Origin of the sequence: Halorhabdus sp. CBA1104, assembly GCF_009690625.1 — an archaeon.
Lineage (GTDB): Archaea > Halobacteriota > Halobacteria > Halobacteriales > Haloarculaceae > Halorhabdus.
In genome coordinates this window covers 815,521-839,962 of record NZ_CP033878.1, presented here as the reverse complement: position 1 = coordinate 839,962, position 24,442 = coordinate 815,521, and the positions used below count along the sequence as shown (strand labels likewise).

The 24,442-nt window shown below is 62.8% G+C and carries 26 protein-coding genes, 1 tRNA gene and 1 pseudogene; 19 read left to right on the top strand and 9 right to left on the bottom strand.

Annotated elements, in window-relative coordinates; all coding sequences use genetic code 11:
* Positions 1–130: 130 nt before the first annotated feature.
* On the top strand, positions 131–1,198 hold the full coding sequence (locus tag Hrd1104_RS04325; RefSeq protein WP_154551596.1) for a CNNM domain-containing protein: 1,068 nt from the start codon (positions 131–133) through the stop codon (positions 1,196–1,198).
* Positions 1,199–1,872: 674 nt separating this feature from the next.
* Here Hrd1104_RS04325 and Hrd1104_RS04320 read toward each other — a convergent pair.
* Together Hrd1104_RS04320 and Hrd1104_RS13515 are read right to left on the bottom strand one after the other, a co-directional pair.
* A tRNA-Arg gene (locus Hrd1104_RS04320) sits at positions 1,873–1,945 on the bottom strand.
* Positions 1,946–1,996: 51 nt separating this feature from the next.
* Entirely contained in the window at positions 1,997–2,575 is a 579-nt protein-coding gene (locus tag Hrd1104_RS13515) for a 2Fe-2S iron-sulfur cluster-binding protein (RefSeq protein ID WP_154551595.1), read from the bottom strand.
* Positions 2,576–2,910: 335 nt separating this feature from the next.
* Here Hrd1104_RS13515 and Hrd1104_RS04310 point away from each other — a divergent pair, with 335 nt between their 5' ends.
* The 3 genes from Hrd1104_RS04310 to Hrd1104_RS04300 are packed head-to-tail and all read left to right on the top strand — an operon-like array spanning position 2,911 to position 5,561.
* Positions 2,911–4,047, top strand: a complete 1,137-nt coding sequence (locus Hrd1104_RS04310; RefSeq protein ID WP_370454828.1) for a thiolase domain-containing protein — start codon at positions 2,911–2,913, stop codon at positions 4,045–4,047.
* The gene (locus tag Hrd1104_RS04305) at positions 4,044–4,427 is read left to right on the top strand and encodes a Zn-ribbon domain-containing OB-fold protein (protein WP_154551593.1); all 384 of its coding nucleotides are present in this window, start codon (positions 4,044–4,046) and stop codon (positions 4,425–4,427) included. The genes Hrd1104_RS04310 and Hrd1104_RS04305 overlap by 4 nt, the downstream gene beginning before the upstream one ends.
* A gap of 42 nt (positions 4,428–4,469) precedes the next feature.
* Positions 4,470–5,561, top strand: coding sequence for an aminopeptidase (locus tag Hrd1104_RS04300; RefSeq protein ID WP_154551592.1), 1,092 nt, complete (start codon positions 4,470–4,472; stop codon positions 5,559–5,561).
* Here the strand turns inward: Hrd1104_RS04300 and ilvD are convergent.
* Together ilvD and tmcA are read right to left on the bottom strand one after the other, a co-directional pair.
* Positions 5,558–7,300, bottom strand: a complete 1,743-nt coding sequence (gene ilvD / locus Hrd1104_RS04295) for a dihydroxy-acid dehydratase (RefSeq protein ID WP_154551591.1) — start codon at positions 7,298–7,300, stop codon at positions 5,558–5,560. The genes Hrd1104_RS04300 and ilvD overlap by 4 nt on opposite strands.
* Before the next feature lie 62 nt (positions 7,301–7,362).
* Positions 7,363–9,633 (bottom strand): tRNA(Met) cytidine acetyltransferase TmcA, encoded by a 2,271-nt coding sequence (gene tmcA / locus Hrd1104_RS04290; protein ID WP_154553190.1) that lies wholly within the window; start codon positions 9,631–9,633, stop codon positions 7,363–7,365.
* A gap of 167 nt (positions 9,634–9,800) precedes the next feature.
* Between tmcA and Hrd1104_RS04285 the strand changes: the two genes are divergently transcribed.
* The 6 genes from Hrd1104_RS04285 (at position 9,801) to Hrd1104_RS04260 (ending at position 13,886) form a co-directional block, all read left to right on the top strand.
* Positions 9,801–11,261: a methyl-accepting chemotaxis protein gene (locus Hrd1104_RS04285; RefSeq protein WP_154551590.1), complete on the top strand. Its 1,461-nt coding sequence runs from the start codon at positions 9,801–9,803 to the stop codon at positions 11,259–11,261.
* Positions 11,262–11,501: 240 nt separating this feature from the next.
* Complete coding sequence (gene rpl7ae / locus Hrd1104_RS04280) at positions 11,502–11,864, top strand: 50S ribosomal protein L7Ae (RefSeq protein ID WP_154551589.1); 363 nt, start codon at positions 11,502–11,504, stop codon at positions 11,862–11,864.
* Positions 11,865–11,875: 11 nt separating this feature from the next.
* A complete protein-coding gene (locus tag Hrd1104_RS04275) occupies positions 11,876–12,103 on the top strand; it encodes a 30S ribosomal protein S28e (RefSeq protein ID WP_154551588.1) in 228 nt (75 codons plus the stop codon).
* Entirely contained in the window at positions 12,103–12,426 is a 324-nt protein-coding gene (locus Hrd1104_RS04270) for a 50S ribosomal protein L24e (RefSeq protein WP_154551587.1), read from the top strand. The genes Hrd1104_RS04275 and Hrd1104_RS04270 overlap by 1 nt, the downstream gene beginning before the upstream one ends.
* Positions 12,423–12,905 (top strand): nucleoside-diphosphate kinase, encoded by a 483-nt coding sequence (gene ndk / locus Hrd1104_RS04265; RefSeq protein WP_154551586.1) that lies wholly within the window; start codon positions 12,423–12,425, stop codon positions 12,903–12,905. The genes Hrd1104_RS04270 and ndk overlap by 4 nt, the downstream gene beginning before the upstream one ends.
* 87 nt (positions 12,906–12,992) lie before the next feature.
* The gene (locus Hrd1104_RS04260) at positions 12,993–13,886 is read left to right on the top strand and encodes a hypothetical protein (protein ID WP_154551585.1); all 894 of its coding nucleotides are present in this window, start codon (positions 12,993–12,995) and stop codon (positions 13,884–13,886) included.
* A gap of 33 nt (positions 13,887–13,919) precedes the next feature.
* Here Hrd1104_RS04260 and Hrd1104_RS04255 read toward each other — a convergent pair whose 3' ends face one another.
* Together Hrd1104_RS04255 and Hrd1104_RS04250 are read right to left on the bottom strand one after the other, a co-directional pair.
* Positions 13,920–14,369 (bottom strand): universal stress protein, encoded by a 450-nt coding sequence (locus tag Hrd1104_RS04255; protein ID WP_154551584.1) that lies wholly within the window; start codon positions 14,367–14,369, stop codon positions 13,920–13,922.
* 55 nt (positions 14,370–14,424) lie between these two features.
* Positions 14,425–15,447: an amidohydrolase family protein gene (locus Hrd1104_RS04250; protein ID WP_154551583.1), complete on the bottom strand. Its 1,023-nt coding sequence runs from the start codon at positions 15,445–15,447 to the stop codon at positions 14,425–14,427.
* A 231-nt stretch (positions 15,448–15,678) separates the two neighbouring features.
* Between Hrd1104_RS04250 and Hrd1104_RS04245 the strand changes: the two genes are divergently transcribed.
* Both Hrd1104_RS04245 and Hrd1104_RS04240 read left to right on the top strand, forming a co-directional pair.
* Positions 15,679–16,086: a DUF2178 domain-containing protein gene (locus tag Hrd1104_RS04245; protein WP_154551582.1), complete on the top strand. Its 408-nt coding sequence runs from the start codon at positions 15,679–15,681 to the stop codon at positions 16,084–16,086.
* A 2-nt stretch (positions 16,087–16,088) separates the two neighbouring features.
* Positions 16,089–16,301, top strand: a complete 213-nt coding sequence (locus Hrd1104_RS04240; protein WP_154551581.1) for a helix-turn-helix transcriptional regulator — start codon at positions 16,089–16,091, stop codon at positions 16,299–16,301.
* 29 nt (positions 16,302–16,330) lie between these two features.
* Here Hrd1104_RS04240 and Hrd1104_RS04235 read toward each other — a convergent pair whose 3' ends face one another.
* Together Hrd1104_RS04235 and Hrd1104_RS04230 are read right to left on the bottom strand one after the other, a co-directional pair.
* Positions 16,331–17,554, bottom strand: coding sequence for an HD domain-containing protein (locus Hrd1104_RS04235; RefSeq protein ID WP_154551580.1), 1,224 nt, complete (start codon positions 17,552–17,554; stop codon positions 16,331–16,333).
* Positions 17,555–17,649: 95 nt separating this feature from the next.
* Positions 17,650–18,198 (bottom strand): dual specificity protein phosphatase family protein, encoded by a 549-nt coding sequence (locus Hrd1104_RS04230; protein WP_154551579.1) that lies wholly within the window; start codon positions 18,196–18,198, stop codon positions 17,650–17,652.
* Between the two features lie 111 nt (positions 18,199–18,309).
* Between Hrd1104_RS04230 and cofD the strand changes: the two genes are divergently transcribed.
* From cofD to Hrd1104_RS04195, 7 genes and pseudogenes are all read left to right on the top strand, one after another.
* Entirely contained in the window at positions 18,310–19,302 is a 993-nt protein-coding gene (gene cofD / locus Hrd1104_RS04225; RefSeq protein ID WP_154551578.1) for a 2-phospho-L-lactate transferase, read from the top strand.
* Positions 19,302–20,096 (top strand): tRNA-dihydrouridine synthase, encoded by a 795-nt coding sequence (locus tag Hrd1104_RS04220; protein ID WP_154551577.1) that lies wholly within the window; start codon positions 19,302–19,304, stop codon positions 20,094–20,096. Before cofD ends, Hrd1104_RS04220 begins: the two co-directional genes overlap by 1 nt.
* Entirely contained in the window at positions 20,093–20,935 is an 843-nt protein-coding gene (locus Hrd1104_RS04215; RefSeq protein WP_154551576.1) for a triphosphoribosyl-dephospho-CoA synthase, read from the top strand. The genes Hrd1104_RS04220 and Hrd1104_RS04215 overlap by 4 nt, the downstream gene beginning before the upstream one ends.
* Entirely contained in the window at positions 20,932–21,528 is a 597-nt protein-coding gene (locus Hrd1104_RS04210) for a DUF447 domain-containing protein (RefSeq protein WP_154551575.1), read from the top strand. Before Hrd1104_RS04215 ends, Hrd1104_RS04210 begins: the two co-directional genes overlap by 4 nt.
* Before the next feature lie 24 nt (positions 21,529–21,552).
* A complete protein-coding gene (locus Hrd1104_RS04205; protein WP_154551574.1) occupies positions 21,553–21,744 on the top strand; it encodes a 30S ribosomal protein S17e in 192 nt (63 codons plus the stop codon).
* Positions 21,745–21,828: 84 nt separating this feature from the next.
* Positions 21,829–22,865 (top strand): annotated as a pseudogene (asd, locus tag Hrd1104_RS04200) (aspartate-semialdehyde dehydrogenase).
* Positions 22,866–22,909: 44 nt separating this feature from the next.
* Positions 22,910–23,290 (top strand): hypothetical protein, encoded by a 381-nt coding sequence (locus Hrd1104_RS04195; RefSeq protein ID WP_154551573.1) that lies wholly within the window; start codon positions 22,910–22,912, stop codon positions 23,288–23,290.
* A gap of 128 nt (positions 23,291–23,418) precedes the next feature.
* Here Hrd1104_RS04195 and Hrd1104_RS04190 read toward each other — a convergent pair whose 3' ends face one another.
* Positions 23,419–24,429, bottom strand: coding sequence for an NADP-dependent oxidoreductase (locus Hrd1104_RS04190; RefSeq protein WP_154551572.1), 1,011 nt, complete (start codon positions 24,427–24,429; stop codon positions 23,419–23,421).
* Positions 24,430–24,442 lie beyond the last annotated feature (13 nt).

The following is a 24,442-nucleotide window of genomic DNA, read 5'->3' as shown; positions in this document are numbered from 1 at the left end:
ACAGAAGATCAGTACACGATAGCACCTGCACGAGAGAGAACGCGCGTTTCTTGCAGTCTGGTCCGGTCAAAGTGACGTATTTGTTCTCATTTATACACTGTTTTGTGTCTGGGATTGATGTAGCCAGACAATGGAGCCGCTTGAGATCGGGTTGCGGATACTCGGTGGTATCATCCTCATCGGGGTGAACGCGTATTTCGTCGCAATCGAATTCGCGCTGACCCGAGTTAGACAGTATCCCGAATCGGAGTTCGATACGCCTGGGCTCGAACTCGCTTGGGAGATGACCAACGACCTGGAATTTTATTTGACGACGTGCCAGGTCTGGATCTCTGGGACCAGTATCGCACTGGGGATCATCGCTGAACCCGGACTAGCAGCCCTGTTCGAACCGTTGTTCGAGAACACGACCCTCGCATCGATCGGGGCCGGTTCACTCCTCGGGTTTCTCCTTATCAATCTGATCCATCTCACCCACGGCGAACAGACTCCGACGTATCTCGGCGTCGAACGCTCTAAACAGGTAGCCCAGTACGGCGCACGGCCACTGTACTGGTTCTCCAAGATACTCGCTCCGGCCATCTGGGTCGGTGATTCGGTTGCAAAAGCCACACTCGGTCTGTTCGGCGTCAAGATGACCCAGTCGTGGACCGAAACCGGCGAGGAAGTTATCGAAACCCGTGGGGACCTCCGAAACAAGCTTGGGTCAGTGCTCAAGGAGGGTGAGCTGGCCGAGGAACGCAGTGAGGAAGTTATGAACGCTCTTGCCATCGGCGAGCAATCGGTGGGAGAGATCATGATTCCGCCCGCGGAGATCGTGGCGCTGTCTACTGAGGACGATCCTGAATCGAACTTCCGGAAACTCGAAGCCCAGCCACACACGCGGTATCCACTGATCGGTGAGGACCTCACCGAGTTCCATGGCATCGTCTACAGCCCGGCCCTGTTCAACCGCCGTGAGGAACTGTCTGCTGACAACGGTGCGTTTACTGAATTGGCAGCACCGACGATGACACTCTCACCGGATACCGACGTCAGTGATGCGATTGATCAGTTCCAGACAGAACGACAAGAGATGGCGCTCGTTATCGAAGACGGTGAGGTGGTTGGACTGATAACTGTCACCGACCTACTGGAAACGATTATCGGCGATATCGAGGACCCACTTGACCAGGACAATCCCGATATACTCGATTAGAGAGAACATGCGCGGTCAGGTGGCGGATTTCGTTGCAGCGTCGGACCGATAGCTTCGAGTGACTTGCACGGGACTCTTGCTGCGATCTCTCACCCAGGTGGTGAACTGAACCCCTGTATACAGCATGGACCTTCTGACAGGCCGCGACTGGATCGAACCGCACCTCTCTGCGGACTGCAATCACACCCCATCAATCAGCGATTGAGCTCTTGGACGGGCACCAGTTTGGCTGTACGCGAATTGCCGTACCAGTCACTCGCCTGCTCGCCCATCGAACGAAAGCATCCGGCGCTCTGTTGGTTCGGAAATCACCCCGATGCTGTCGGGCGATTATGACCGCAAAAATCTGTGACGGGCGCAAAGGGATGCTGATGTACGGCGAGCGTTGCGAGCCGTTTCGCTCGACCGAGCGATAGCGAGGTCGAGGTGTTTTTGGCCCAGCTTTTTGCGAGGGGGGTTCCCACAGCGAGCCGCAGGCTCGCGAGGAAACCCTCCGAAGTAAAAAGGTGGACGGGCGCGAAGGGATTTGAACCCGATGGCGAGACTCACTCGCGGTTCCACCGCTCGCTTCCGAGGGCGTCGCTTCGCTCCGCCCTCGCTTCATTCGTCTCGCGTGATTCAAATCCCTTCGATGGCACATTTGCTGCTCGCGGATTGCTCGCAGCAAAATGTTACGGGCGCGAAGGGATTTGAACCCCTGACCTCTTGGTCCGGAACCAAGTACTCTGTCCACTGAGCTACGCGCCCTCTCGTGGTTGTTTTCCAGGGACGAATAAAACGGTTGTGAACCGCACTGGGTCAGGGCGTCTCGCTCGTTTCGATCGTCAGATCGCTCGTCGGATAGGACGTACAGGTGAGGCAGTAGCCTTTCTCCAATTCGTCATCGCTGAGGGTGTCGTTGTTGGAGTGGCGAATGGACTCCGCGGCATTTCCGTCTTTGACTTGGCCGCCACACGAGAGACACTGGCCCTGCCGACAGGAATATGGTAAGTCCCAACCTTGTTCCTCGCCAGCTTCCAGAATGGTCTCGTTGTTGGCGACCTCGATCGTTTCGCCCTCTTTGGCGAACTCGACTTCGTAATACTCGACGTCGTCCTCGGCAATGGCGTCGGGATCGAACCCAGCTGCTTCGGCTTCGGCCTCGCCTTCAGCGAGTTCAGCGTCCCCTCCTTCCGCAGGGAGTGTGGCGCCACCGCCACCGATTGCGCGGTTCATCGGTTCCGGAAAGTCAGTCTCCGGGACCGCTGTAGCCCGGCGTTGCAGTACCTCAGTGGAGATATCCTCAGTGGGCTCCCAGTCGGTCCCGCTGACGTAATGCAACAGGACGGCAACGGCCGCGAACCCGGCGCCCAGCGCGACGCCCAGTGTTTGAACCATGTTGTCGGCGGGTACGGAACAAAGGTTTAATTAGCTGTTGCTTGTGCCAATCAGCCCCGGAAGGTGTCGTATCCGAATCCATCAGTTGTACTATCGTCTACCGAGGGTTCGACGATAGACGAAGTTCTATTGGCGGCTCGATAGGGCAGTCTCGGCGCCGTCAATCTACAAGCTGGCGATTCGGGGTCGACGAATCGAGGATCGAACCGGCCGTCGATCACGCTGTCGACGCCGGGATTTTCGACACGCGTCGGACTCAAAATATATCAACGAGTGGAACGACGGATCTGACGGAGGATTACGCACATATGTCAACACCGATAGCTGGGGTAGGGATGACGAAGTTTGGCGAAATGCCCGACCGAACGGGCCGGGATCTATTCGCCGAGGCAGGAGAGACCGCGATCGGAGACGCCGCGATCGATCGCGAGGAGATCGATGCCCTCTACGTGGGCAATTTCATGGGCGAACTCTCCGAGCGCCAGGGTCACATGGGACCACTCATGGCCAAGATGCTCGGATTGGACGTGCCTGCAACACGCGTCGAAAGCGCGTGTGCCTCGGGCGGAATGGCCGTCAGGCAGGGACTGCAGGCCATTCGGGCCGGGTCGGCCGATGTCGTCCTCGTCGGCGGCGTCGAACGCATGCACAACATGGGTACGACCGGCGCGACCGGTGGCCTCTCTGTCGCCGCCGACGACCTCTGGGAGATCAAACACGGGATCACCTTCCCAGGGGCCTATGCCCTGATGGCAAAACGATACTTCGCTACCCACGGCGGCGACCGTGAGGACCTCGCCGAGGTCGCGGTCAAGAATCACGCCAACGCCGCGAACAACCCGCTGGCGCAGTACCAGTCCGAGATCAGCGTCGAGAAAGTCCTGGACGCGTTCCCAGTTGCCGACCCGCTGGGACTGTTCGACGCCAGTCCGATCACGGACGGCGCGGCCGCCGCAGTGCTCGTCAGCGAGGAGTACGCTGCCGAGCACGATCTGGATGCCGCCGTCGCGGTCGCCGGGACGGGCCAGGGCACCGACGATCTCGCCTTACAGCACCGTGACTCCCTGACCTGGACGCCCGCGACGGCCGACGCTGCCAAAGAGGCCTACACCGACGCCGGCATCGAGGCCGAGGATGTCGACTTCTTGGAGGTCCACGACTGCTTCACGATCGCCGAAGTCCTTGCTCTGGAGGGGCTGGGCCTCTACGAACCGGGCGAGGCGATCACCGCCGCCCGCGAAGGTGAAACAACTGCCGACGGCGAATTGCCCGTCAACCTCTCGGGTGGCCTGAAAGCGAAGGGACACCCAGTCGGTGCGACGGGTGTCGCCCAGATCACCGAAATGACGAAACTCTTCCGCGGCGATCACGTCAACAGCGATGCCGTCGAGGATGCCGAGATCGGTCTCACGCACAACGCCGGTGGGACAGTTGCCTCTGCTGTTGTTCACGTCCTGGAGGTGGCACAATGAGCGATGACGTTCGTGACGATGGCTACGACGACTTCATGGACGCCCTCGAAGATGGCGAGCCGTACTACGTCGAGTGTGCTCAAGGACATGCCTCCCTCCCGCCGCGGCGTCTCTGTCCCGAATGTGCCAGCGACGAGTTGGGCGAGGCACCGCTACCGGAAACGGGCGAACTGCTGACCTACAACGTCACGCACGTCCCGACGCCTGCTTTCGAGGACGACGTACCCTTCGTGCTTGGAATCGCCGAGTTCGGCGACGTGCGCCTGACCGGGCAGGTCCGGGCCGACAGTGAAGACGTCGAAGTCGGTGACACTGTCTCGATCGGCACCGACATCAGTGAGACCAACGACGAGCGCTACATCGCCTTCGACCTCGCGTAACGGCTTCGCCGCCGTTTTCTTTTGGCCGTGTGGTTGGGGTGTATGGACGAGCGCATCAGGGAACACGCCGAAATTTTGGTCGAGTGGAGTGCACGGATCGAGGCTGGTGACAACGTTGTCCTCTCAGTCGACGAAGGAGCACACGAACTGGCCGTGGCGGTCGCCAAAGCCCTCGGCGACCGCGGGGCCAATCTCGTCAGCGCCTATCGATCCGCCGAGATCCAACGCGCGTATCTCCGGGCACATGACGGGGACTTCGAGACCGACCCAGCCTTCGAGAAATCACTGTACGAGGACGCAGACAGCGTCCTAATTTTGAAGGGATCACGAAACACAGCCGGAACGGCCGACGTGCCCGACGAGCGCCAGCAGGCACACTCCCGAGCGCGGGAGGGGATCCGCGAGGCGCGCCTGGCGACCGACTGGGTGTCGACACTCCATCCGACGCGAGCGCTCGCCCAGCAGGCCGGGATGGCCTTCGAGGAGTACCGCGAATTCGTCTACGACGCCACGCTGCGAGACTGGGAGTCCCTGGCCGAGGAGATGGACCGACTCAAGACGATTCTCGATGACGGGAGCGAGGTCCACATCGACGCTCCTGGCACCGACCTCACGCTCTCGATCGAGGGCCGCACGGCGGTCAACAGCACCGCGTCAGTGGCCGACGACTCGCACAACCTGCCCAGCGGCGAGGTCTTTACCGCACCGGCTGACGCCGAGGGCGAAGTCACCTTCGACGTGCCGATGACGGTCCGCGGGAAGACGCTGCGGGACGTTCATCTCGTCTTCGAGGACGGTGAAGTCGTCGACTATTCGGCAGCCGCTGGCGAAGAAACACTTGCGGCATTGCTGGAAACTGACGATGGTGCCCGTCGACTCGGAGAACTCGGCATCGGCATGAACCGCGAGATCGACCGCTACACCGACAACATCCTCTTCGACGAGAAGATGGCTGAGACCGTCCATCTGGCGTTGGGTCGAGCGTACGATGCCTGCCTGCCGGACGGAGAAGCCGGCAACGACAGTGCGATCCACGTCGATCTGATCGCCGAGACGAGCGAAGATGCGACGCTGAGCGTCGATGGCGAGGTCGTTCAAAGAGACGGCGTCTTTCGGTGGGAAGAGGGGTTTTAGTCGTCAGCGCTGGTCGCGCCAGTCGTTTCGTCCGGCACTTGGATCGAGGGTGTCGGCAGGTCCGGCACTTCCAGCACGCCACCGGTTGCTGCACTGGTCGCCAGCGCGGCAAAGCGCTCTAAATTCCCGGTTGCGTCGAGTTCCGGCGGTTCCCACTCAGAAGCCCGTTCGCGCAGTTCCTCGTCCGACACGTCGAGCGACAGCACGCCCTCGTCGACATCGATCCGGATGGTGTCGCCCTCCTCGACGAGTGCGATCGGTCCGCCCGCGGCCGCCTCCGGGCTGGCGTGGCCGATCGCCGCCCCGCGGGTGCCGCCGGAGAAGCGGCCGTCGGTCAAGAGTGCAACCTCGCCAGAGAGACGGGGCGACCCGCTGATCTTCGAGGTCGGTTCGAGCATCTCGGGCATGCCCGGACCGCCCTTTGGCCCCTCGTAGCGGATGACAACGAAGTCGCCGGGCTCGATATTGCCCTCGTCGTAGGCCGCAAGCATCGCCTGCTGGGACTCGAAGACTCGCGCCCGACCTTCGAAGTTGTGCATGTCCTCGTCCATCGCACCGGATTTGACGACTGCACCCTCGGGCGCGAGATTCCCGCGCAGCACGGACAGTCCGCCTTCTTCGTGGACCGGATCGTCGCGGGACTGGATGACTTCGCCCGGTGCGTCGCCGCTTTCCATGCGTTCGCCGATCGTTTTCTCGTCGATCGTGGGCCGATCGAGATGGAGTAGATCGTCGATGCGCTGGTAGAGTGCGGGCAAGCCGCCGTCCTCCCGGAGGTGTTCCATCCGCCACGGGCCAGCGGGGCTCATGTGCGCGAGGTGGGGCGTCCGTTCGGCGATCTCCTCGAAGTCGGTGAGCGTGATGTCCAGGCCGGCCTCCTGGGCGATAGCGGGGATATGCAACATCGTGTTCGTCGAGCCACCCAAAGCCAGATCGACGGCGACGGCGTTCTCGAAGGCCTCCCGCGTCAGGAAGTCCGAGGGACGAACGTCCTGCTTGACGAGATCGAGGATCTGCCGGCCGCTTTCGCGGGCGATCTCGAACTTCCGGTCGTCGGTCGCGCCGTGGGTGGCACACTCTGTCCAGGAGAGACCGAGCGTCTCCGTGACACAGGCCATCGTGTTCGCGGTGAACATCCCCGCACACGACCCCTCGCCGGGGCAGGCCGAACATTCGAGTTCGTACAGTTCCTCGTCAGTCATCTCGCCTTCCTCGTGCTGGCTGACGCCCTCGAAGACGGTCACGAGGTCGGCGGGTTCGTCTTCGAATTCGCCGGCGGCCATGTGTCCGCCGGTGACGACGATCGCCGGGATGTCCAGCCGGGCGATCGCCATCAGCATACCGGGGACGATCTTGTCGCAGGATGCCAGCGCGACGATCCCGTCGAACTGGTGAGCGTTGGCCATCAGTTCGACAGAATCGGCGATGACCTCCCGGGAAGGCAGCGAGGAGCGCATGCCCTCGTGGCCCATTGCGATGCCGTCGTCGACGGCGATGGTGTTGAATTCCAGCGGTGTCCCGCCGGCTTCCCGGACACCCTCCTTGACGTACTCGGCGAGTTCGTCGAGATGGACGTGGCCCGGGACGATCTCGTTCCAGGAGTTGGCGATCCCGATGTGTGGGTTGTGGATCTCCTCGTCACTCAATCCGGCAGCACGAAACAGCGAGCGGTGGGGTGCCCGATCGGCCCCCTCGGTGACCTCCGCGCTCCGGAGGTCTTCGTTCGGTGAATCGGCCATTGCTACCGATATTTCGGTCACTCCTGCGGGTGTAGGTTTCGGTTCCCGACCGAGTGACACACTCACTCGAAGCGATCGAATTCCCGACGGGCGTTGTCAGTGCCGTACGCTTCGATCAGTGTGCCGACCGCCGCACCCAGTGCACGCATGCACTCACGCCGGGAGTGATAGTTCAGTGCGTCAGTAACGGTTTCCCAGGGCCGATGTTGGAGAGTCTTCGTCACTAGTAATCGCTCCTGGCGGGCAGACAAGAGTGATTCACCCGCGGGTTCGACCAGGTGCCGGAGTGTCAAGCGGGCGAACGCCGCCGGCGCGGTATCGTACAGTCCCGCACCGTGAGGTGAGCCGGCGAGCACGCGCCACTCGAAGTCACTGAGATCGGGTTCGGGCGGCTCGTCGATCGATCGGAGGACCGCCCGCACGACGTCGGGATCGAGAGCAGAGAGTGGGGCCGAGAGCGTGCCTTCGATACGATCGAGAAGCCAGCCAGTGTGTCGATCGAGCAGTTCCTCGCCATCTGGTGAGGTCGGCCTGAGCATGATCGCCGAGTGCTCGCCACTGCGTTCGTTGCGCGAGGTCGAGAGGTGAACGGTACTGTATCCGTTCTCCCGCCAGAAGTCGACCAGTTCCGGCGTCGCGCCATAGCCGGTACCGAGCCAGTCGACAGTCTCGGCGAACTCGTCGTGGATTGCACTCAGCAGCCGCGACCCGAGTCCCCGTCCACGAACGGCATCGTGGGTAGCGATCCGCATGACCCGCTGGCCGCTGGGGACGGCTGCCGCCTCGTCACGAAGTTGACTCGTCAGTACATCGGGGATCATGTTGCCAGCGACGCGGCCGCCCTCGTACATTTCGCCCCGGATATCGGCCGGCAGTGCACCCTCTCTTGCCAGTAACGCGACCGAGACAACGTGGCCGTCGAGAGTGAGTGCCCGCACGGAGACGTTTGGTGCGTCCAACAATCGGGCGAAGTCGGCCGGTTCCGTTCGGTAATGGGCGACGACGAGCAGACCGAAAACCTCCCCCAGGAGGGACTCGTTTTCGAGTAAGGTTGTGGATTCGAGTTGCCGGTAGGCCACATTTTCTGGTGTCGCGTCGGTAACGAGCTGGGCGGGGGCTGGTGTCGCATCCAGCAATAGCGCCCGGAACAACCAGGTCTCGATCGGATCGCCCGCGGCGTATCGGATCGGGTCGTCCATGTGCTGTTCTGTTACATCGAAGTCCGACTCGGCGAGCCGATCACGAAAACGGACGTCGAAGCCCCGGCCGGTCCCTTCATAGCCCCGCACAGTGCTTGTGAAGCCGACGCTCCGGGCGTCCAGCAGTCCATCGAGGACGGCGACCGGGAGTGCCGCTGCCTCGTCGACGAACACTACGTCCGCGTCCGATGCCTGCTCGACCGCAACATCTGGGCGCTCGTACCGAATCGATCCGGCGTCAAACTCGATCGGCAGTCGGCTGTCCTCGCTACCCCCATCGGAGGGCGCTTCAGACTGGCCCCCACCGTCGCCTCCGGCATCGAGATCCGCCCGGAGTTCCCGAGCGCGATCGAATAGTTCCGTGGCGTTGCGACGCTCGGGGGCCGTCACGAGGACGTCCCGCCCGGCTGCAGCGAGACTTCCGGCAGCGAGCCCGGCAGCACTCGATTTCCCCCGGCCGCGATCGGCCTCCACAACGACCGCTCGCCCCGCCGCCAAGAGTGTCTCGAAGGCTGCTACTGTCTCAACCTGATCGGCCGTCCGACACCGTCGATAGACCGCTGCAGGGAACGCATGGTCGTCCGGCGTCGATGGCTCGGCCGTCCGGAGTCGCGGAGCAGGGTCTCTCAGCCCGTCGCTCTCGATGGTCTCCGTGTCGGTGTCGACGATCGCGATTCCCGGGTGGGACCGCAGTGTCGCGACGATTCGCCGCCGGAAGTGCCCTGTCACGTCCCCAACCCCGAACGGCGGAACCGCGAGCGTGCTGTCGAAGCGGTCACGTCGATCTGGCCACGTATCCAGGGGTGGCGTCAAGAGGATGCCCAATCCGCCACCCGCAATGGCACCGACGACGTGGGCGAGTACATCGGGATCGAATCGTTCGGTTGCGTCGTAGACGACACCGTCACGAGTCTGTCCGAGAAGCTTATCGCTGTGGGTCGGGTCGATCCGCTCACATCCAAGGAGCGACGCCTGACTGACCACTGAGAGCGTCTCACTGTCGAGGCGAGCGTCGGCAACGACGTCCCGCAAAGCGGGCTCACGGGTCCCGGACTCTCCCGCTAAGACGACGAGTCGGCGCTCGTCGGTCCGTTGGGCTTCGGCCCGGAGCCTGCGTCCAATCGAGTGGCCCATCGCCAGTGCGTAGACTGGGTGGAACCTTGGGTGTGCCGGACGCTGAATCGAACACATGGCCACCACGAACCGACGCGCCCCTTCTTGTATTGTCATGTTATCAGAATTGATAATCAATAATCGCTATTTTATCTGATGGGTGTGAATCAGATTCTAGCAGGACCAGCATGACAGAGCAGACCCAACCACCCTCCACGAACCGCGTAGATGCTGAAACGGTACTGGACGTCATCAGCCTCCCGGCGCTCGTCCTCGACAACGACGGTACCGTTGTCAACTGGAACAGACATATCGAGTCGCTTCTCGGGGTTAGCTACCACGAGGTCCGTGACGTCGACAACATCGGCCACGTACTGTACGAAGACCCATCGAAATCACTCCTCGCGGAGAAAGTACTCGAATCACCACAGAGCGCAGACAGCGACTTTCCCGGGGTTAGCGTCGTCGACGACGACTACGTGATGCTCGAAGGCGATAAGACGCCAGTGTACGAAGACACGGCCAGTCTGCGTGGGGATATCTGGTTCATCGCGACCCCAATATACGAGGACGGCGAGCTGATCGGTGTCATCGAGATCGTTCAGGATCTAAAGCACTCGGCACGGTACCGTCAGGAACGCGCCGACTTGTTAGAGGCGATCGAGCAGACACTCAGTGCCTACGAGCGCGGACATCTCGAAGCGGCCGTCGATTTCGAAGCCACGGAGAGTATTCTCGACGAGGAACTCCTCACGCTCATCGACGTCGTCGACGAAATGGGAACGACGATACAGGAAGTCGTCGCAGAGATAGATAGCGACATCGAGCAGTTACAGGCGTCCGTCGACGGAATCGCCGAGTACTCTCAAGAAATCTCAGGTCTGGCGAGCGGGCAGGCCGACGACATGGGTGAGATTGCAACCGAAGTCTCAGATCTCTCGGCGACGATCGAAGAGATCGCATCGACGGCCGACGAAGTCCAAGATACCAGCAACGAAGCCCAGAGCCTCGCCGAAGAAGGGCGTGACTCCGCCAGAGAGGCTGTAAACGTCATGGAAACGGCTTCCGATTCCGCTGACGAGGTGACCGAGGATGTCCACGCGCTCCAGCGACGCGTCGACGAGATCGACGAGATCGTCGAGGTGATCAACGATATTGCCGACCAGACGAACATGCTGGCGCTGAACGCTTCCATCGAGGCCGCCCGGGCAGGCGAAGCCGGAGAGGGCTTCGCCGTAGTTGCAGACGAAGTCAAGAGTCTCGCCGAGGAGTCCCAGACCCACGCCAGCGACATCGAAGCGATGGTCGGCGATATTCAAACCGAAACGCAGTCGACTGTCGAAAATCTGGAGCGGACGACGACGCAAGTAAACGAGAGCATCGAGCAGGTCGATGAAGCAATGTCCCGCTTCGAAGCGATAGTCGAGACAGTGGTTGCGACGGTCGAGGGGATCAGTCAAGTTTCCGATGCGACCGACGATCAGGCGGCGAGTGCGGAAGAAATCGCGGCAATGGTCGACGACGCGCTCGGGGAAGCCCAAACAGTCGCGGCCGAAGTACAGGAGATCGTTGCGAACACGGAACAGCAGGTAGCGATGATCGAAGCGGTCGAGTCGTCGATGGATCGGCTAACCAGCTCGACACAGTAGTTGGTGTCGTTGGCCTGTGTGCTGGGCTCCCACGGGCAAGTGGCTTCGAAAGCGCTTTTACGTCCGCCGGGCCACGTTGGAGTACAGCCTGCACGGGGTTGATGATGCTCCTAGCCATCTAGGACTTTCACAGCGTCCGGGGACGTCGGTTCGCCGGGCGACGTCGGGCCCGCCGGAACGGCCGGCACGGGTCCGAAACGGCGGGGGAGCGCGAGCCCACGTGCAGGAGGTGATCCAATCATGCCAGTATACGTCGATTTCGATGTTCCCGCGGATCTCGAAGACGACGCCCTCGAGGCGCTCGAGATCGCGCGAGACACAGGCCAAGTAAAGAAAGGAACCAACGAGACGACCAAGGCGATCGAACGCGGCAACGCGGATCTGATCTTCGTCGCCGAAGACGTCCAGCCGGAAGAGATCGTCATGCACCTGCCGGAACTGGCTGACGAAAAGTCAGTTCCGTTCATCTTCGTCGGCGCCCAGGACGATCTGGGCCACGCTGCCGGGCTCGAAGTCGGCAGCGCGGCGGCCGCGATCGTCGACGCGGGCGACGCAGATGATACCATCGACGATATCGCCGAGAAGGTCGAGGACCTTCGCTGAGGTGACCAATAATGAGCGCTGAAGAGACAGAAGACGACGGATCCACGCCCGCGGAGGTCATCGAGGTCGTGGGCCGGACGGGGATGCACGGCGAGGCCATGCAGGTCAAGTGCCGCATCCGCGAGGGCGAGAACAAAGGCCGCATTATCACGCGAAACGTCCTCGGGCCGGTCCGCGAAGGGGATATCCTCCAGCTTCGGGAGACCGCCCGTGAGGCCGACGCCATTGGAGGGCAATAATGCCACAGACACGCGAATGTGACTACTGCGGCGCCGAGATCGAGCCGGGCACCGGGACGATGTTCGTCCGAACGGACGGGACGACCATCCACTACTGCTCGGCCAAGTGTGAGAAAAACGCAGACCTCGGTCGGGAAGCCCGGGACCTCTCCTGGACGGAAGCCGGCAGCGAGACCGCCGGCGAGGCAGTCGAAGAGGAGCCGGCAACGGAGCCGGACCCAACCGACGATGGCTCCGCCGTCGCCGAGGATGACGCCGGTGACGAAGACGAGACCGACGAGCAAGCAGACGAGGACAGCGAACCCGAGGAGGTCGAACAATGAGCCATCACGACGAGCGCACCTTCGTTATGGCAAAACCCGACGCCGTCCAGCGCGGACTGGTCGGCGACATCATCACCCGCCTCGAAGATCGCGGGCTGAAGCTCGCTGGTGCGAAGTTCATGCAGATCGACGAGGACCTCGCCCACGAGCACTACGCCGAACACGAAGACAAGCCGTTTTTCGACGATCTGGTCGCGTTCATTACCTCCGGCCCGGTCATGGCGATGGTCTGGGAGGGTGCCGATGCGACCCGACAGGTTCGCCAGATGATGGGGGCGACCGACCCCGCCGAGGCCGCGCCCGGAACGATCCGTGGTGATTACGGGCTCGACCTGAGCCAGAACATCATCCACGGCTCGGCTCACGAGGATCCGGGTGCCAACGAGCGAGAGATCGAGCTGTTCTTCGACGACGAGGAACTCCTCGACTACGAGCGGGCGGACGAACCCTGGGTCTACGAAGACGTCGGCGATCACTGAATCGCCGTCGCCTCGATTCTCGTCCCAAATATAAGCGGATAGATAGTTCTCGGTAGTTGTTTGTCGGGTGCGGTCGAACCGCCAGCCATGGGTGAGACCACTGCGGAACTGATTTCGTATGCTGGCTGGGACGATTGCATCAAACTCGGCAACGATGACATCGAGTTGATCGCAACGACAGAGGTTGGGCCACGAATCGTCTCGTTCGGGTTCGTCGATGGCCCAAACGAGTTCCATCAAGTAGCGGAGGATCTCGGTGAGCGCGGGAGTGACGAGTACCGGATTTACGGCGGGCATCGGCTCTGGTACGCCCCGGAAGTCAGCGACCGAACGTTGACACCCGATAACGAGCCAGTCGAGTACGAGCTCGGTGACGGGGCCGTCACACTCCGCCAACCCACCGAGTCGGGAACCCACATCCGGAAGGAACTGACCGTCGAGATGGTCGACGACGAACCGGCAGTCACCGTCACCCATCGCGTCACGAACGAAGGGCTGTGGCCGATCGAACTCGCTCCCTGGGGCATTACCGTCATGGAGGGCGGCGGGACCGGATTTCTCCCGGCGGCACGGGCCGGAACCCAGGACCGGCTCCCCGACCGCTCGCTGACGTTCTGGCCGTACACGAGTCTGGGCGACGATCGGCTGTCACTGCGCGATGGCCACCTCCGGGTCGAACAGGATCCGGACGGCGACGGGGCGTGCAAAGTCGGGTCGACGGGCGTCGACGAGTGGATCGGGTACGTCAACAATGGCCACGCCTTCGTAAAATCCATCGAATACGACCCGGACGGGACGTATCCCGATCGTGGCTGTGCGCTCGAAGTGTACACCGACGCGGACATGGAGGAGATCGAGACGCTCGGCCCATTGCGGACTGTCGATCCAGGCGAGACACTCGAGCACGTCGAGTCCTGGCGGCTGTACGACGACGTCCCGAACCCTGACGGGGCGACGCTCGAGGACTATCCGTTCAGCTAACCCGGTTGAAGCAGTTGCACTGGGCGGTCGCTCTCAGGCCTCGCTTTCGCTCGAAGCTATGGCGACACGGATCGTCGTCACGGGAACGGGTGCAGTCCGGATGACTCGTTCGGCGACACTCCCGAGCAGGAGCCGATCGAGTCCGCCACGCCCGTGAGTACCCATGACGATCAGGTCGATATCGTGGCGCTCGGCGTACTCGACGATCTCCTGATTCGGGACACCTTCCGTCAGCGATCCCTCGACGGGGACGTCACCGGTACTGTCCCGTACCTGATCGAGTGCCCGTTGGCCCTCTTCGCGCAACATTCCCGAGACGGCTTCCCAGGACGTCTCCATAGGCATCCGGCTCATCGTGGCCGTGTCGACGACGTGGACAGCGTGGATCGTCGCCCCGTGATGGCGAGCCAACCTGGCAGTGTGCTCGATCACCCGTTCCATCCCTTCAGAGCCATCAGTCGGCAAGAGGATCTTATCGTACATGAACGTATGTTAACGTTTGGCGACAGGCCGTTTAATAGTTCGTGTCGGTGGGCCGTCAGGAGCCACCGAGAACGACGTCAGTGACGTCGGCGACACCGGCGCGTCGAACGACGGCACGGACGATATCTTCTGCGCCAGCGAGATTGTCCGACTCGCCGTCGAGCACGAGCAGGCGACCGTCGCGACCGGGCTCGATCACGCCACCGTTCAGATTGGCGATGTCCGCCCCAGCGACGGTCGCCATGCGAAGGACCTCCCTTGCGGAGACATCGTAGAGTTTGGCCGCGAACGCCATCTCCCGGAACATCGAGGGGCTGTTGAGCATCACGTTGTCCGTTCCCAGCGCGACCGTCGTCCGGTCGAGTAACTCGCGTGCGGGAGCCGTCCCGACGCCGGTGACGAGGTTCGACCGCGGACAGAGCACGACCGGTGTCTCCTCGTCGTCGAGTCGCCCGTAGTGGAGGTCCTCTAGGTGAACCATGTGAACCAGAAAGTCCGGATCGAGATCGAGTGCGGGGTTGACATCGGCGCTGTCACGTTCGCCGGCGTGAATGCCGAAAAGTTTCCCCGCGTTTGCGGTCGCCGTCCGTTCGGCACCGAACTCGCCGTCCCGGGCACCGCTGGCCCCGAAGCCGTCGGCTGCCTCCATCGCCTCGACCGTCTCACGACCGAGGATGACGCTCTCGATATCCTGTCCGTCCAGGGCTGTTTCGATCGTCTCGACACCTTCGATACCACCCTCGCGAAATTCGATAAACGCCCCTGTCCCGGCTTGCTCCATGAACTGGAGTGAACGCGCCATCGCGCCGATCAGTTCCTCGCGTGTCGCTTCCCGGAGTAAGCGATGTTTCAGCCCATCGGGCGGCGCAACCAGTTCGTCCAGGCTGAGACCGCCACCGGCTTCCTTGGCGATCGAGTCGCCGATGTGCGTGTGGGCGTTGACGAACGCCGGGAGGACGATATTGTCGCTGTCAGTGCTGGTCTCCTCGACAGCGCCAATTTCGCCGTCCTCGAGGACAACCCGTCCATCGATCGGCTCGAAGTCACGCCCACGGAGTATCGTCCCTTCCAGTTCCATGCCCGTTCGTTCGGGCGAACATGGTTTGACGGTTTCGAGGAGTCAGACGCTTTCAGTCCGTTCGAGTCGGGAGTCGTTACTTGTGGACAGAGACACCCGCTGGGTGGTGGTCGGATCAGTTGCGAGCGTGCTGTCGTGAGACCGGACGAACGGGACCGATCCCGAGTGACATCAACCTAAGACGACAATTAGGAAAGTTTTATAGCCAAAGAGGAAAGCGTACTTTACATAATGATGCGAAACAACTGGAGTTCCTTCGGTCGGATCAGACTCATGTTCGTGGGTGCGGTCCTTGCAGGCCTCGTCCTCGGTTTCGGCAGTGCGATGGTCGAGGATTCGCTTCCCGAATTCTCGCCGTTCTGGATGGGTATCGGGTTGATGGTGGTCGGTAGTGTGGCCGGGTACGGGTACTACAAACGGTTAGAGCGGGCCGGAATCGCCGACGAGCGAAGCAAACAGATCACCTACAAAGCGACCGCAATCTCGTGGAGTGTGCTGCTGATCTGTCTGTCAGTGGTGCTGTTAGTGCTGACGATGACCGAGATCGACCTGCCGATGGTCCCGATACTCCTGGGATGTACCCTCGGGAGTGTCTTCCTCCAGCAGGTGGCAAACGAGTATTACCGACGGCAGATGTGACGATGGAGAACGATCTGAACGTCTGGCGGGCAAAGAAGGATATAACACAAGGTGAACTCGCCGATGACGTCGATGTTTCGCGACAGACCATCAACGCCATCGAGCGAGGACGGTACGATCCGAGCCTCGAATTAGCCTTCGAGCTCGCCCACTACTTCGAGTGTACGATCGAGGATATCTTCGAGTACGATCCCGCAGACGACGGCGAGGCCTGACCGTCGCCTCGCCGCCCACAGACGGCCAGTTACTGGAACTCGTCGAGGGTCGCGTGAACCCCTCGGTGGGTGTCGCTTATTCGGGCTCCGTCGATATCCAGGCCGAGGGTTCGAACCGCCACGTCGCCAACGCGATCGCGGACATCGGCAGGCGCATACACGCCGAGTCGCCACTGGTCACGGCGGGCTGTCTGTAGGGCACTGACCAGCGTGGACTGTTCTCCGAGGCGGCGGACCTCACCGTTGACGAGCACACGAGAACTCGACTCGACCATCGATGGATCGTCGGGCACGTCGACGATAACCGACGCAGGATCGACGTCGACCTCGGCTGCGATCGTCCGTTCGAACTCACGGATCGTCTCCTGGGACGCCTCGAGAACGTCTGTGGGTACCGCATCCCGTTCGGCCCAGACAGCCCGTTTGTAGAGGTCTCGATACGTGAGGCGGCGAGCAACCTCGGTCGTCGATGCAGTCGATCGGAGTGCCACGAGGAGGTCCTTATCGTCCATCCGGCGAAAGCGTCCCGCCGATGTCTCGGTCGTTTCGAGGAGGCGCGCGCTCGCTCGCCGGAGCATCGCCTTGGCGATGCGGGCGACGTGGTGACTGTAGACGGTCGGCGTCATCAGCGCGCGAGCGAGCAGGAGGCTCTCTGCGGTCTGGACGTTGCCTTCGGCGAGGACCAATTCGCCGTCGCGGAATCGTAACTCGCGGACGAGGCGGCCGTGATCGATCGTGCCATAGGGAACGCCAGTGTGGTGGGCGTCCCGCGCGAGATAGTCCATGCGGTCGACGTCGAGTTCACCCGAGACGAGCTGGCCGAGTTCGCCGTCGCCCGCGACCAGATCAGCGACGGCATCCGGATTGAGCCCGTGCTCGGCGAGGACACGCGCGACGGCCCCGTCGCCGAGCAGGTCGTGGACGTCGTCGTGGTACTTGCCTGTGTGGCGGTAGATGAGTGGTTCGACGTTGTGGCTGTAGGGGCCGTGGCCGACGTCGTGCAACAGTGCAGCCGCGCGAACGCGCTCGGCCTGCTGGCCCTCGATACCGAGGTGGTCGAGTGCCTGGTCGGCGAGATAATACACTCCCAGGGAATGCTCGAAGCGGGTGTGATTGGCAGACGGGTAGACCAATGAGACAGTGCCCAATTGGGTGACGTGCCGGAGTCGCTGGACGGGAGGCGTATCGAGCAGATCGCGCGCGACGCCCTCGATTTCGATGTGATCGTGGACGCTATCTTTGATCGTAGTCATAGTTCGATTTGGTCGGCCCAGAGCAAAAGGTGTCGGGAGGCAGGGAGCCGACTAGCCGTGATACGCGAAACACTCGTTGGAACTGCCACCGGCCATCACTCGAAGGTCGAAAGCAATTCGAACAGTTCACCGCGTCTGGCGTTCCCGGCGTCGACGGCCTGCGTTGGGACGCGCCCCATCTCACGGACGGTATCGACGGCCTCGACGGGCGTATACCCACGGCCAGAGACGAGCCACGCCGCGAGAACGTGGCCGACCCGTCCGATCCCGGCGAGACAGTGGACGACGACCCGCTGTTGACCCTCGACCGCGTCTTCGAGGAACGGGAGGACATCCTCGGCGAGTGTGTCACGATCGGCAAGGTGGTGGTCAGAGATTGGGACGTGCGCGACGGATTCGTCGCCGAACGCTTCGCGATATCTGGCCACGTTTGCGTCCGTCCGGTCGAGTTGGGAGCCAGCCAGGAGGCTCAAGACGCGTTCGACGTCGTGTTCGCGCATGAACGTGATCCACTCGTCGATGGCCTCGTGGTGATCTGCCGTCGAGTGCCAGCCCGGACAGCAGGCGCCATAGACGTAGGGTTCGTCGGGTGCCGCCGGCGCGAACCGGTGGGCACTGACGCGCTCGTCGTATATTTCGGCCATTGTCTCGTGAGTGTTCGTCCAGTGACTTGAAGCTACCACTCCAGTTCTCAGCGCTGACAATTGGACGAGACGGGCGTGCGATTTACGGCAGCGACTACCCTATCGGGCGCTATGGCTACGTTTCTCGCTGGGGGGACTGGAACCCCCAAACTCCTTGCCGGCGCTGAAGCAGTTTTTTCACCCGTCGAGACGACAGTCGTCGCGAACACGGGCGACGACATCGAGATCGGCGGGTTTCTGGTCTGTCCCGACGTCGACACGGTACTGTTCCTCGAAGGCGGAATACTCGATCGAACGACGTGGTGGGGTATCGACGACGACACCGCAGAAACCCACGAGTTCCTCCACTCGCTTGCAGCCGAGGCCGAGCTGGATCGCGGACCACGGTATCTCTCCGCCGATCGGCAGACGGCCGGTCGGTCGATCGCTCGCTGGCGTCGCTTCTCGGGAGTCGGGGAGTTCATGCACATTGGTGACCGCGACAGGGCACTCCACATCACGCGGACGAGCCTCCTCGACGAAGGGCACTCACTGACGGACGTCACCCGGATACTCGGCGATGCCCTCGGGATCGAGCGTGAGGTCCTCCCGATGAGTAACGATCCCGTCGCGTCGCTGATCCACACGCCCGATCGGACGATGCACTTCCAGGAGTTCTGGGTCGCCCGGGACGGAAAGCCAGCAGTCGAGGCCGTCGAGTTTCGAGGGGCCGCGGCGGCGACAGCGACCGACGCGGTACTCGACGCACTCGATGAGCCTGTCGTGATCGGTCCCGCGAATCCGATCACGAGCATCGGCCCAATGGCAGCCATCGACGAAATCGCCGCGGCACTGGCCGAGACCCCGGTGGTCGCCGTCTCGCCGTTCGTCGAAGATCAGGTCTTCTCCGGCCCGGCAGCGAAGCTCATGGCCGCCGAGGGGTTCGATCCGAGTACCGCCGGCGTCGCCGAGGCCTATCCCTTCGCCGACGCGTTCGTCCTCGACGACGCGGACGGGACGGAACTCGATCGGCCGACCGTGCGAACGGACACGACGCTCGACAGCGACTCCGATTCCGAGCGCGTCGCCCGTGCCCTAAAGGAAGCCTTGGGGGTGGTGGCCTGATGGGAGAGACCGGGGAAGTCGTGACCGATCCGTCACTGCCGTTTAGGCCGCGCGTTGCGGCAGCCAGTCTCAGTGGGGCCTCGGACGCCGCATGGGCGAAGTCGGCGGCCCCGTCCGTCGGCGCGGCTGTCCTCGGCGGGCTGGCAGTCGACGAGCCGACGCGAACGGCTGCCCGGACGATGGTCGAGGACCGGGATCGCGAGGAGTTCTTGCCCGACGACCCACTTGCTTTTGCCGAGCAACAACTCGCTGAGGTCACGGATATGTCGATCGTCCCCGGCCTTAATGTCCGGAGTCGTACCCTCGAACCACTCCGGAGGGTTGCCGACGTCTGTACTGTCCACGACGCGATCTGTGAGATCAACGCTCACTGCCGCCAAGCCGAAATGTGCGACGTCGGCGCGGGTCAGTCGCTCCTCAGAGAGCCAGACCGACTGGCCGCCCAGGTCGCGACCGCCGCGGAAGCAGGGGCGACCGTCAGTGTGAAAGTCCGGACAGAGGTCCCTGGCGTCGACGTACCAGGCATCGCCCGAAAGATCGAACAGGTGGGCGCCGACGCGATCCACGTCGACGCGATGGACAGCGAAGGTGTCGTCGCCGAAATCGTCGCCGCGACGGACCTGTTCGTGATCGCCAACAACGGCGTCCGGGATCGTGGGACGGTCCGGGAATATCTGGCCTACGGGGCCGACGCCGTCAGCGTGGGACGACCGAGCGATCGTCCCGTCGTCCTCGATCGCGTCCGGGACGCGACCGACGCGTGGTTCGGCGAGCCGATGGAGGGAGGCCGATGACGCGATCGATCGCCGAGCAGGCCCACCTCGCCCTGCTGCTGGAAGTCGCCACGACCCCAACGCCGGGCAACGTCGACCGGCACAGAGATCACGACGACCTCCGGTTCGAGCACTTCCTGGCGGGGGCCGTCGGTGCAATCGACGGCCTCGACGCACTCGCAACCCCAGATGGCCCGTCGATCGGCGTCGCCTTCGAACGGGCGGTTGCGGGCATGAGCGAGGGGGCTGGCACCAACACGCAGTTCGGTGGGCTGTTGTTGCTGGCGCCGCTGGTGCGGACGGCTGGGACGGGCGAGCTCTCCCAAGAGCGTGCCACAGCCATCGGCGAGTCGACGACCGTCGTGGACGCCGAAGGCTTCTATCGGGCATTCGAACACGTCGATGTCGCCGTCGCCGACCCGCCAGACGACATGGACACACTGGACGTTCGTCGCGGGGCTGACGCGATCCCGGCACTGCGTGCGCGCGACCTGTCGTTGTACGACGTGATGGACCGCTCGACCGACCGGGACGGCATCGCCCGGGAGTGGATCGGCGGGTTCGACCGAACCTTCGAAGCCGCAGACGCAATCGAACGACGAGAGGGACCGATTACCGACCGCGCGGCAGAGACCTTCCTCGACCTGCTCGCGACCGAACCGGACCCATTCGTCGCGATCAATCACGGCGAGGCGGTGGCGGCGACCGTCCGCGAGCGGGCGGCGGCCGTCCGAGACGAACAAGTCGACCCCGCGGAACTGGCTGAGGAACTCGTCGCCGACGGCATCAATCCGGGGACGACGGCCGATATCCTCGCTGGTGGCCTGTTCGTCGCGCTGTCCAGGGGGGCCGAGATATGAGCGAGGCGTGGCCCGTCGAGGTTCGGGGCGTCACCGAGTCAATCGTGACGACGCGCGGCCCGGACGGACGGTACAACGTCGCCGCCCTCGGCTTGCATGCCGGGGAGACGGTAACGGCCCGGACCTGGGGTCAAACGCGGACGCGAGTGAATTTCGAGCGGGAGGGCGAAGGCTACATCCAGTTCACTCGAGACCCCCTCGATTTCGTCGAAGCGGCGTTGACGATTCGTGAACTCGACGACCCAATCCTCGACAATGCGGATGCCTGGGCACACGTCGAAGCCGAAGATGCCGAGACGGGAACGGAAGGTGGCACTGAGTGGGTCGACTGGCAACTCACGCCGGTCGAGACAGGCACAGAGAACCGCGTCGTCCCGACGATCAACCGCGGCCACGCGGCCGTGATCGAAGCGACAGTGGCAGCCTCACGACTGGACGTCCCCGCATACGACGACGAACCGTTAGCAGCGCGACTGGCGTATTTCGCCGACGTCATCGAGCGAACCGGTGGCGATCGCGAACTGGCTGCTCTCGACCGGCTTCGGGAGGTCGTGGAGCTCCCGGAGACCGACGGGCGATTCGAATCCTTTTAGGGGCCGACTCGGTAACGACTCGGTATGGCAATCAAACCCGCCTACGTCAAGAAGACCGCGACGACGCTTCGAGAGCGCTATCCGGAAGTGTTCTCGACGGACTTCGAGCACAACAAGGAACTGGTCTCGGAACTGACGAACGTCGAATCGAAAGGCGTTCGCAACCGCATCGCAGGCTACGTCACCCGGAAAGAGGCCGGCGGCGTCGAAGCCTGATCACTCGGTCACTATCTCTCTGCTCCGCTCGCGAGAACTGCCGATCCAAACAGTTTTGACCGGTCCTCACCCAAAGATCCAGTCATGCCTGTAGATGTCGGTATCCTGGGTGCGACGGGTGCTGTCGGCCAGCGGCTGGTCCAGTTGCTCGATCCACACCCGGACTTCGAGATTGGTGCGCTGACCGCAAGCGAAGACAGCGCCGGAAAGTCGTATCGCGAGGCAGCCAAGTGGCGGATCGACGCGCCGATCCCCGATCACGTCGCCGAGATGACCGTCGGGGCGACCGAACCCGACGCTGTCCCGAGGGCGTTGACCTGCTCTTTTCGTCGTTGCCCTCAGCTGTCGGCGAGGACGTCGAGCCGGGCTTTGCCGAGGCGGGCTACGTCGTCTCCTCGAACTCTTCGAACTTCCGGACCGATCCGGACGTCCCGCTGACGATCCCCGAAGTGAACCCGGAACACGTCGACCTGATCGAGGTCCAACGCGAGCAGCGCGGCTGGGACGGGGCACTCTTGAAGAATCCCAACTGCTCGACGATCACGATGGTGCCCCCGCTTGCAGCACTCGAAGAAGCCTTCGGCGTCGAACGCGTCGACGTCTCGACGCTCCAGGCCGTCTCGGGAGCCGGCTACTCCGGGGTCACCTCGATGGAGATTATCGACAACGCGATTCCACACATCGGCGGCGAAGAAGACAAGATGGAAACCGAATCGCGCAAGCTCCTGGGTACCTTCGATGGCAGCGAAGTCGAGTGGCTCGAAGCCGACGTGGCTGCCTCCTGTAATCGGATCCCGACGCTCGACGGCCACTTAGAAAACGTCTGGGCGGACCTTTCGGCGGACGTGACTGTCGAGGAGGTAGCCGAAGCGATGGCCGAGTACCCCTCGGCGGAGCTCCACAGTTCGCCCGACCCCCTCATCAACGTCTTCGCGGAGCCCGATCGCCCGCAACCGCGCCTCGACCGCAACCGGGAAGATGGAATGCAGATCAGCGTCGGTGGCATCCAGACGACCGAGGCTGGCGTCCAGTTCAACACGCTTGCCCACAACACCCTCCGCGGGGCGGCCGGCGCGAGCATCCTCAACGGCGAGTTGCTCGCCGAGAAGGGGTACGTCTAACCGGCGACAGCAACTGTTTTCACGGCCACCGGAGACCAGGTAGTATGGTCTCCCGTGAAAATACCGTCTATGGAACCGCCGTCGTCGGGGCATTCGCACTACTCGTTGTGATCGCAGTAGCCTCACCGCCGGACTGGCTTGCGGGCGTGGGACTTGTCGGGTATTACGCGGTCGGCGTGGGCGCCGGCCATCTCTACCTGGCTCGTCGCAGTGAGACAGGTGACCTCGCTGTTGGTTCTCACTGGCGATTTCTCGCCGCGTTAGGTTGCTGGCTCACACTCGGTGCGTTTGGGCTTTTCGGCCCGGAGTGGCAACTCCGAGGTCTCGAAACAGACACAGTGTTGACCGTGGCGGGTCTCGGTGTTCTCATCGTGTACTGGCTTCTAGAGGCCCGTGACGGGTATCTGACGAGTCGACCGTCCTGAATTCCTGACCGCTTGGTCGGCGTTTCGAGCAGGTGCCGCGTCGAGTCACTCGACCGTTGAGTCCCCAGAGCCTAGTCTCGGGCAAGAATCGCGAATGGCCGGAAACCGTTCGCGACAAAAGGTCGCGGTTATTCCGAGACGGCGACGACCTGCTTGCCGATGTTGTCGCCCGAAAACAGCCCGAGGAACGCATCGGGCGCGTTTTCGAGTCCGTCGACGATACTCTCTCGATGCTCGATCTGCCCGGATGCGACCCACGTCCCGAGTTGCTGGCTGGCTTCCTCGAAGCGAGTCACGTAGTCACCGACGAGTAGCCCCTGCACCGTAGCCCGGGGCGCAATGAGCTGGGGCAGCTTCCGGGGGCCGGTCGGGACGCCTTCGTCGTTGTAGTGGGCGATCTGTCCACAGACAGCCACTCGTGCGTCGAGATTCAGTTTCGTGAAGACGGCATCGGTGATCGGCCCACCGACGTTGTCGAAGTAGACGTCGACGCCGTCGGGCGCGGCGTCGTCGAGTGCTCCTCGGTAGTCCTCGACGTCTTTGTAGTTGATCGCGGCGTCGAACCCGAGTTCCTCGGTAAGCCACTCGGTTTTCCGGTCGGAACCGGCAAAGCCGACGACCCGACAGCCGTTCAGTTTCGCGATCTGGCCGACGACGGACCCGACCGCACCGGCCGCACCCGACACGACGACCGTCTCGCCCGGCTTGGGATCGCCGACCTCGAGCAGGCCGTAGTAGGCCGTTCGGCCGGGCATACCGAGGACACCGAGATATGCGGGCAGATCGGCGATCGACGGATCGACCGGCGCGACGTCGGCGGCGTCCAGCACCGTGTAATCAGCCCACGTGCCATTACCCGTCACGAGGTCGCCTTCGTCGTAGCGTTCGCTCTCACTCTCGATGACTTCGCCGACAACGGTCCCTTCCATCGGCTCGCCGACGTCCCAGGGCTCGGCGTACGATTCGGTATCGCGCATCCGGCCGCGCATGTACGGATCGACCGAGAGATACCGCACCCGAACCAGCAGTTCACCGTGTCTGGGCTCGGGAACGGCACTCTCCTGCAGTTCGAAACTTTCCATGTCCGGCTCGCCGTCGGGACGCTGGGCGAAAATCCACTCGCGATTTGACTCACGCATACTATCGTTGCGA

Coding starts and splice junctions, on each gene's coding strand:
- Hrd1104_RS04325 (WP_154551596.1), top strand. CDS start 131: ATGGAGCCGCTTGAGATCGGGTTGCGGATACTCGGTGGTATCATCCTC.
- Hrd1104_RS13515 (WP_154551595.1), bottom strand. CDS start 2,575: ATGGTTCAAACACTGGGCGTCGCGCTGGGCGCCGGGTTCGCGGCCGTT.
- Hrd1104_RS04310 (WP_370454828.1), top strand. CDS start 2,911: ATGACGAAGTTTGGCGAAATGCCCGACCGAACGGGCCGGGATCTATTC.
- Hrd1104_RS04305 (WP_154551593.1), top strand. CDS start 4,044: ATGAGCGATGACGTTCGTGACGATGGCTACGACGACTTCATGGACGCC.
- Hrd1104_RS04300 (WP_154551592.1), top strand. CDS start 4,470: ATGGACGAGCGCATCAGGGAACACGCCGAAATTTTGGTCGAGTGGAGT.
- ilvD (WP_154551591.1), bottom strand. CDS start 7,300: ATGGCCGATTCACCGAACGAAGACCTCCGGAGCGCGGAGGTCACCGAG.
- tmcA (WP_154553190.1), bottom strand. CDS start 9,633: ATGGGCCACTCGATTGGACGCAGGCTCCGGGCCGAAGCCCAACGGACC.
- Hrd1104_RS04285 (WP_154551590.1), top strand. CDS start 9,801: ATGACAGAGCAGACCCAACCACCCTCCACGAACCGCGTAGATGCTGAA.
- rpl7ae (WP_154551589.1), top strand. CDS start 11,502: ATGCCAGTATACGTCGATTTCGATGTTCCCGCGGATCTCGAAGACGAC.
- Hrd1104_RS04275 (WP_154551588.1), top strand. CDS start 11,876: ATGAGCGCTGAAGAGACAGAAGACGACGGATCCACGCCCGCGGAGGTC.
- Hrd1104_RS04270 (WP_154551587.1), top strand. CDS start 12,103: ATGCCACAGACACGCGAATGTGACTACTGCGGCGCCGAGATCGAGCCG.
- ndk (WP_154551586.1), top strand. CDS start 12,423: ATGAGCCATCACGACGAGCGCACCTTCGTTATGGCAAAACCCGACGCC.
- Hrd1104_RS04260 (WP_154551585.1), top strand. CDS start 12,993: ATGGGTGAGACCACTGCGGAACTGATTTCGTATGCTGGCTGGGACGAT.
- Hrd1104_RS04255 (WP_154551584.1), bottom strand. CDS start 14,369: ATGTACGATAAGATCCTCTTGCCGACTGATGGCTCTGAAGGGATGGAA.
- Hrd1104_RS04250 (WP_154551583.1), bottom strand. CDS start 15,447: ATGGAACTGGAAGGGACGATACTCCGTGGGCGTGACTTCGAGCCGATC.
- Hrd1104_RS04245 (WP_154551582.1), top strand. CDS start 15,679: ATGATGCGAAACAACTGGAGTTCCTTCGGTCGGATCAGACTCATGTTC.
- Hrd1104_RS04240 (WP_154551581.1), top strand. CDS start 16,089: ATGGAGAACGATCTGAACGTCTGGCGGGCAAAGAAGGATATAACACAA.
- Hrd1104_RS04235 (WP_154551580.1), bottom strand. CDS start 17,554: ATGACTACGATCAAAGATAGCGTCCACGATCACATCGAAATCGAGGGC.
- Hrd1104_RS04230 (WP_154551579.1), bottom strand. CDS start 18,198: ATGGCCGAAATATACGACGAGCGCGTCAGTGCCCACCGGTTCGCGCCG.
- cofD (WP_154551578.1), top strand. CDS start 18,310: ATGGCTACGTTTCTCGCTGGGGGGACTGGAACCCCCAAACTCCTTGCC.
- Hrd1104_RS04220 (WP_154551577.1), top strand. CDS start 19,302: ATGGGAGAGACCGGGGAAGTCGTGACCGATCCGTCACTGCCGTTTAGG.
- Hrd1104_RS04215 (WP_154551576.1), top strand. CDS start 20,093: ATGACGCGATCGATCGCCGAGCAGGCCCACCTCGCCCTGCTGCTGGAA.
- Hrd1104_RS04210 (WP_154551575.1), top strand. CDS start 20,932: ATGAGCGAGGCGTGGCCCGTCGAGGTTCGGGGCGTCACCGAGTCAATC.
- Hrd1104_RS04205 (WP_154551574.1), top strand. CDS start 21,553: ATGGCAATCAAACCCGCCTACGTCAAGAAGACCGCGACGACGCTTCGA.
- Hrd1104_RS04195 (WP_154551573.1), top strand. CDS start 22,910: ATGGTCTCCCGTGAAAATACCGTCTATGGAACCGCCGTCGTCGGGGCA.
- Hrd1104_RS04190 (WP_154551572.1), bottom strand. CDS start 24,429: ATGCGTGAGTCAAATCGCGAGTGGATTTTCGCCCAGCGTCCCGACGGC.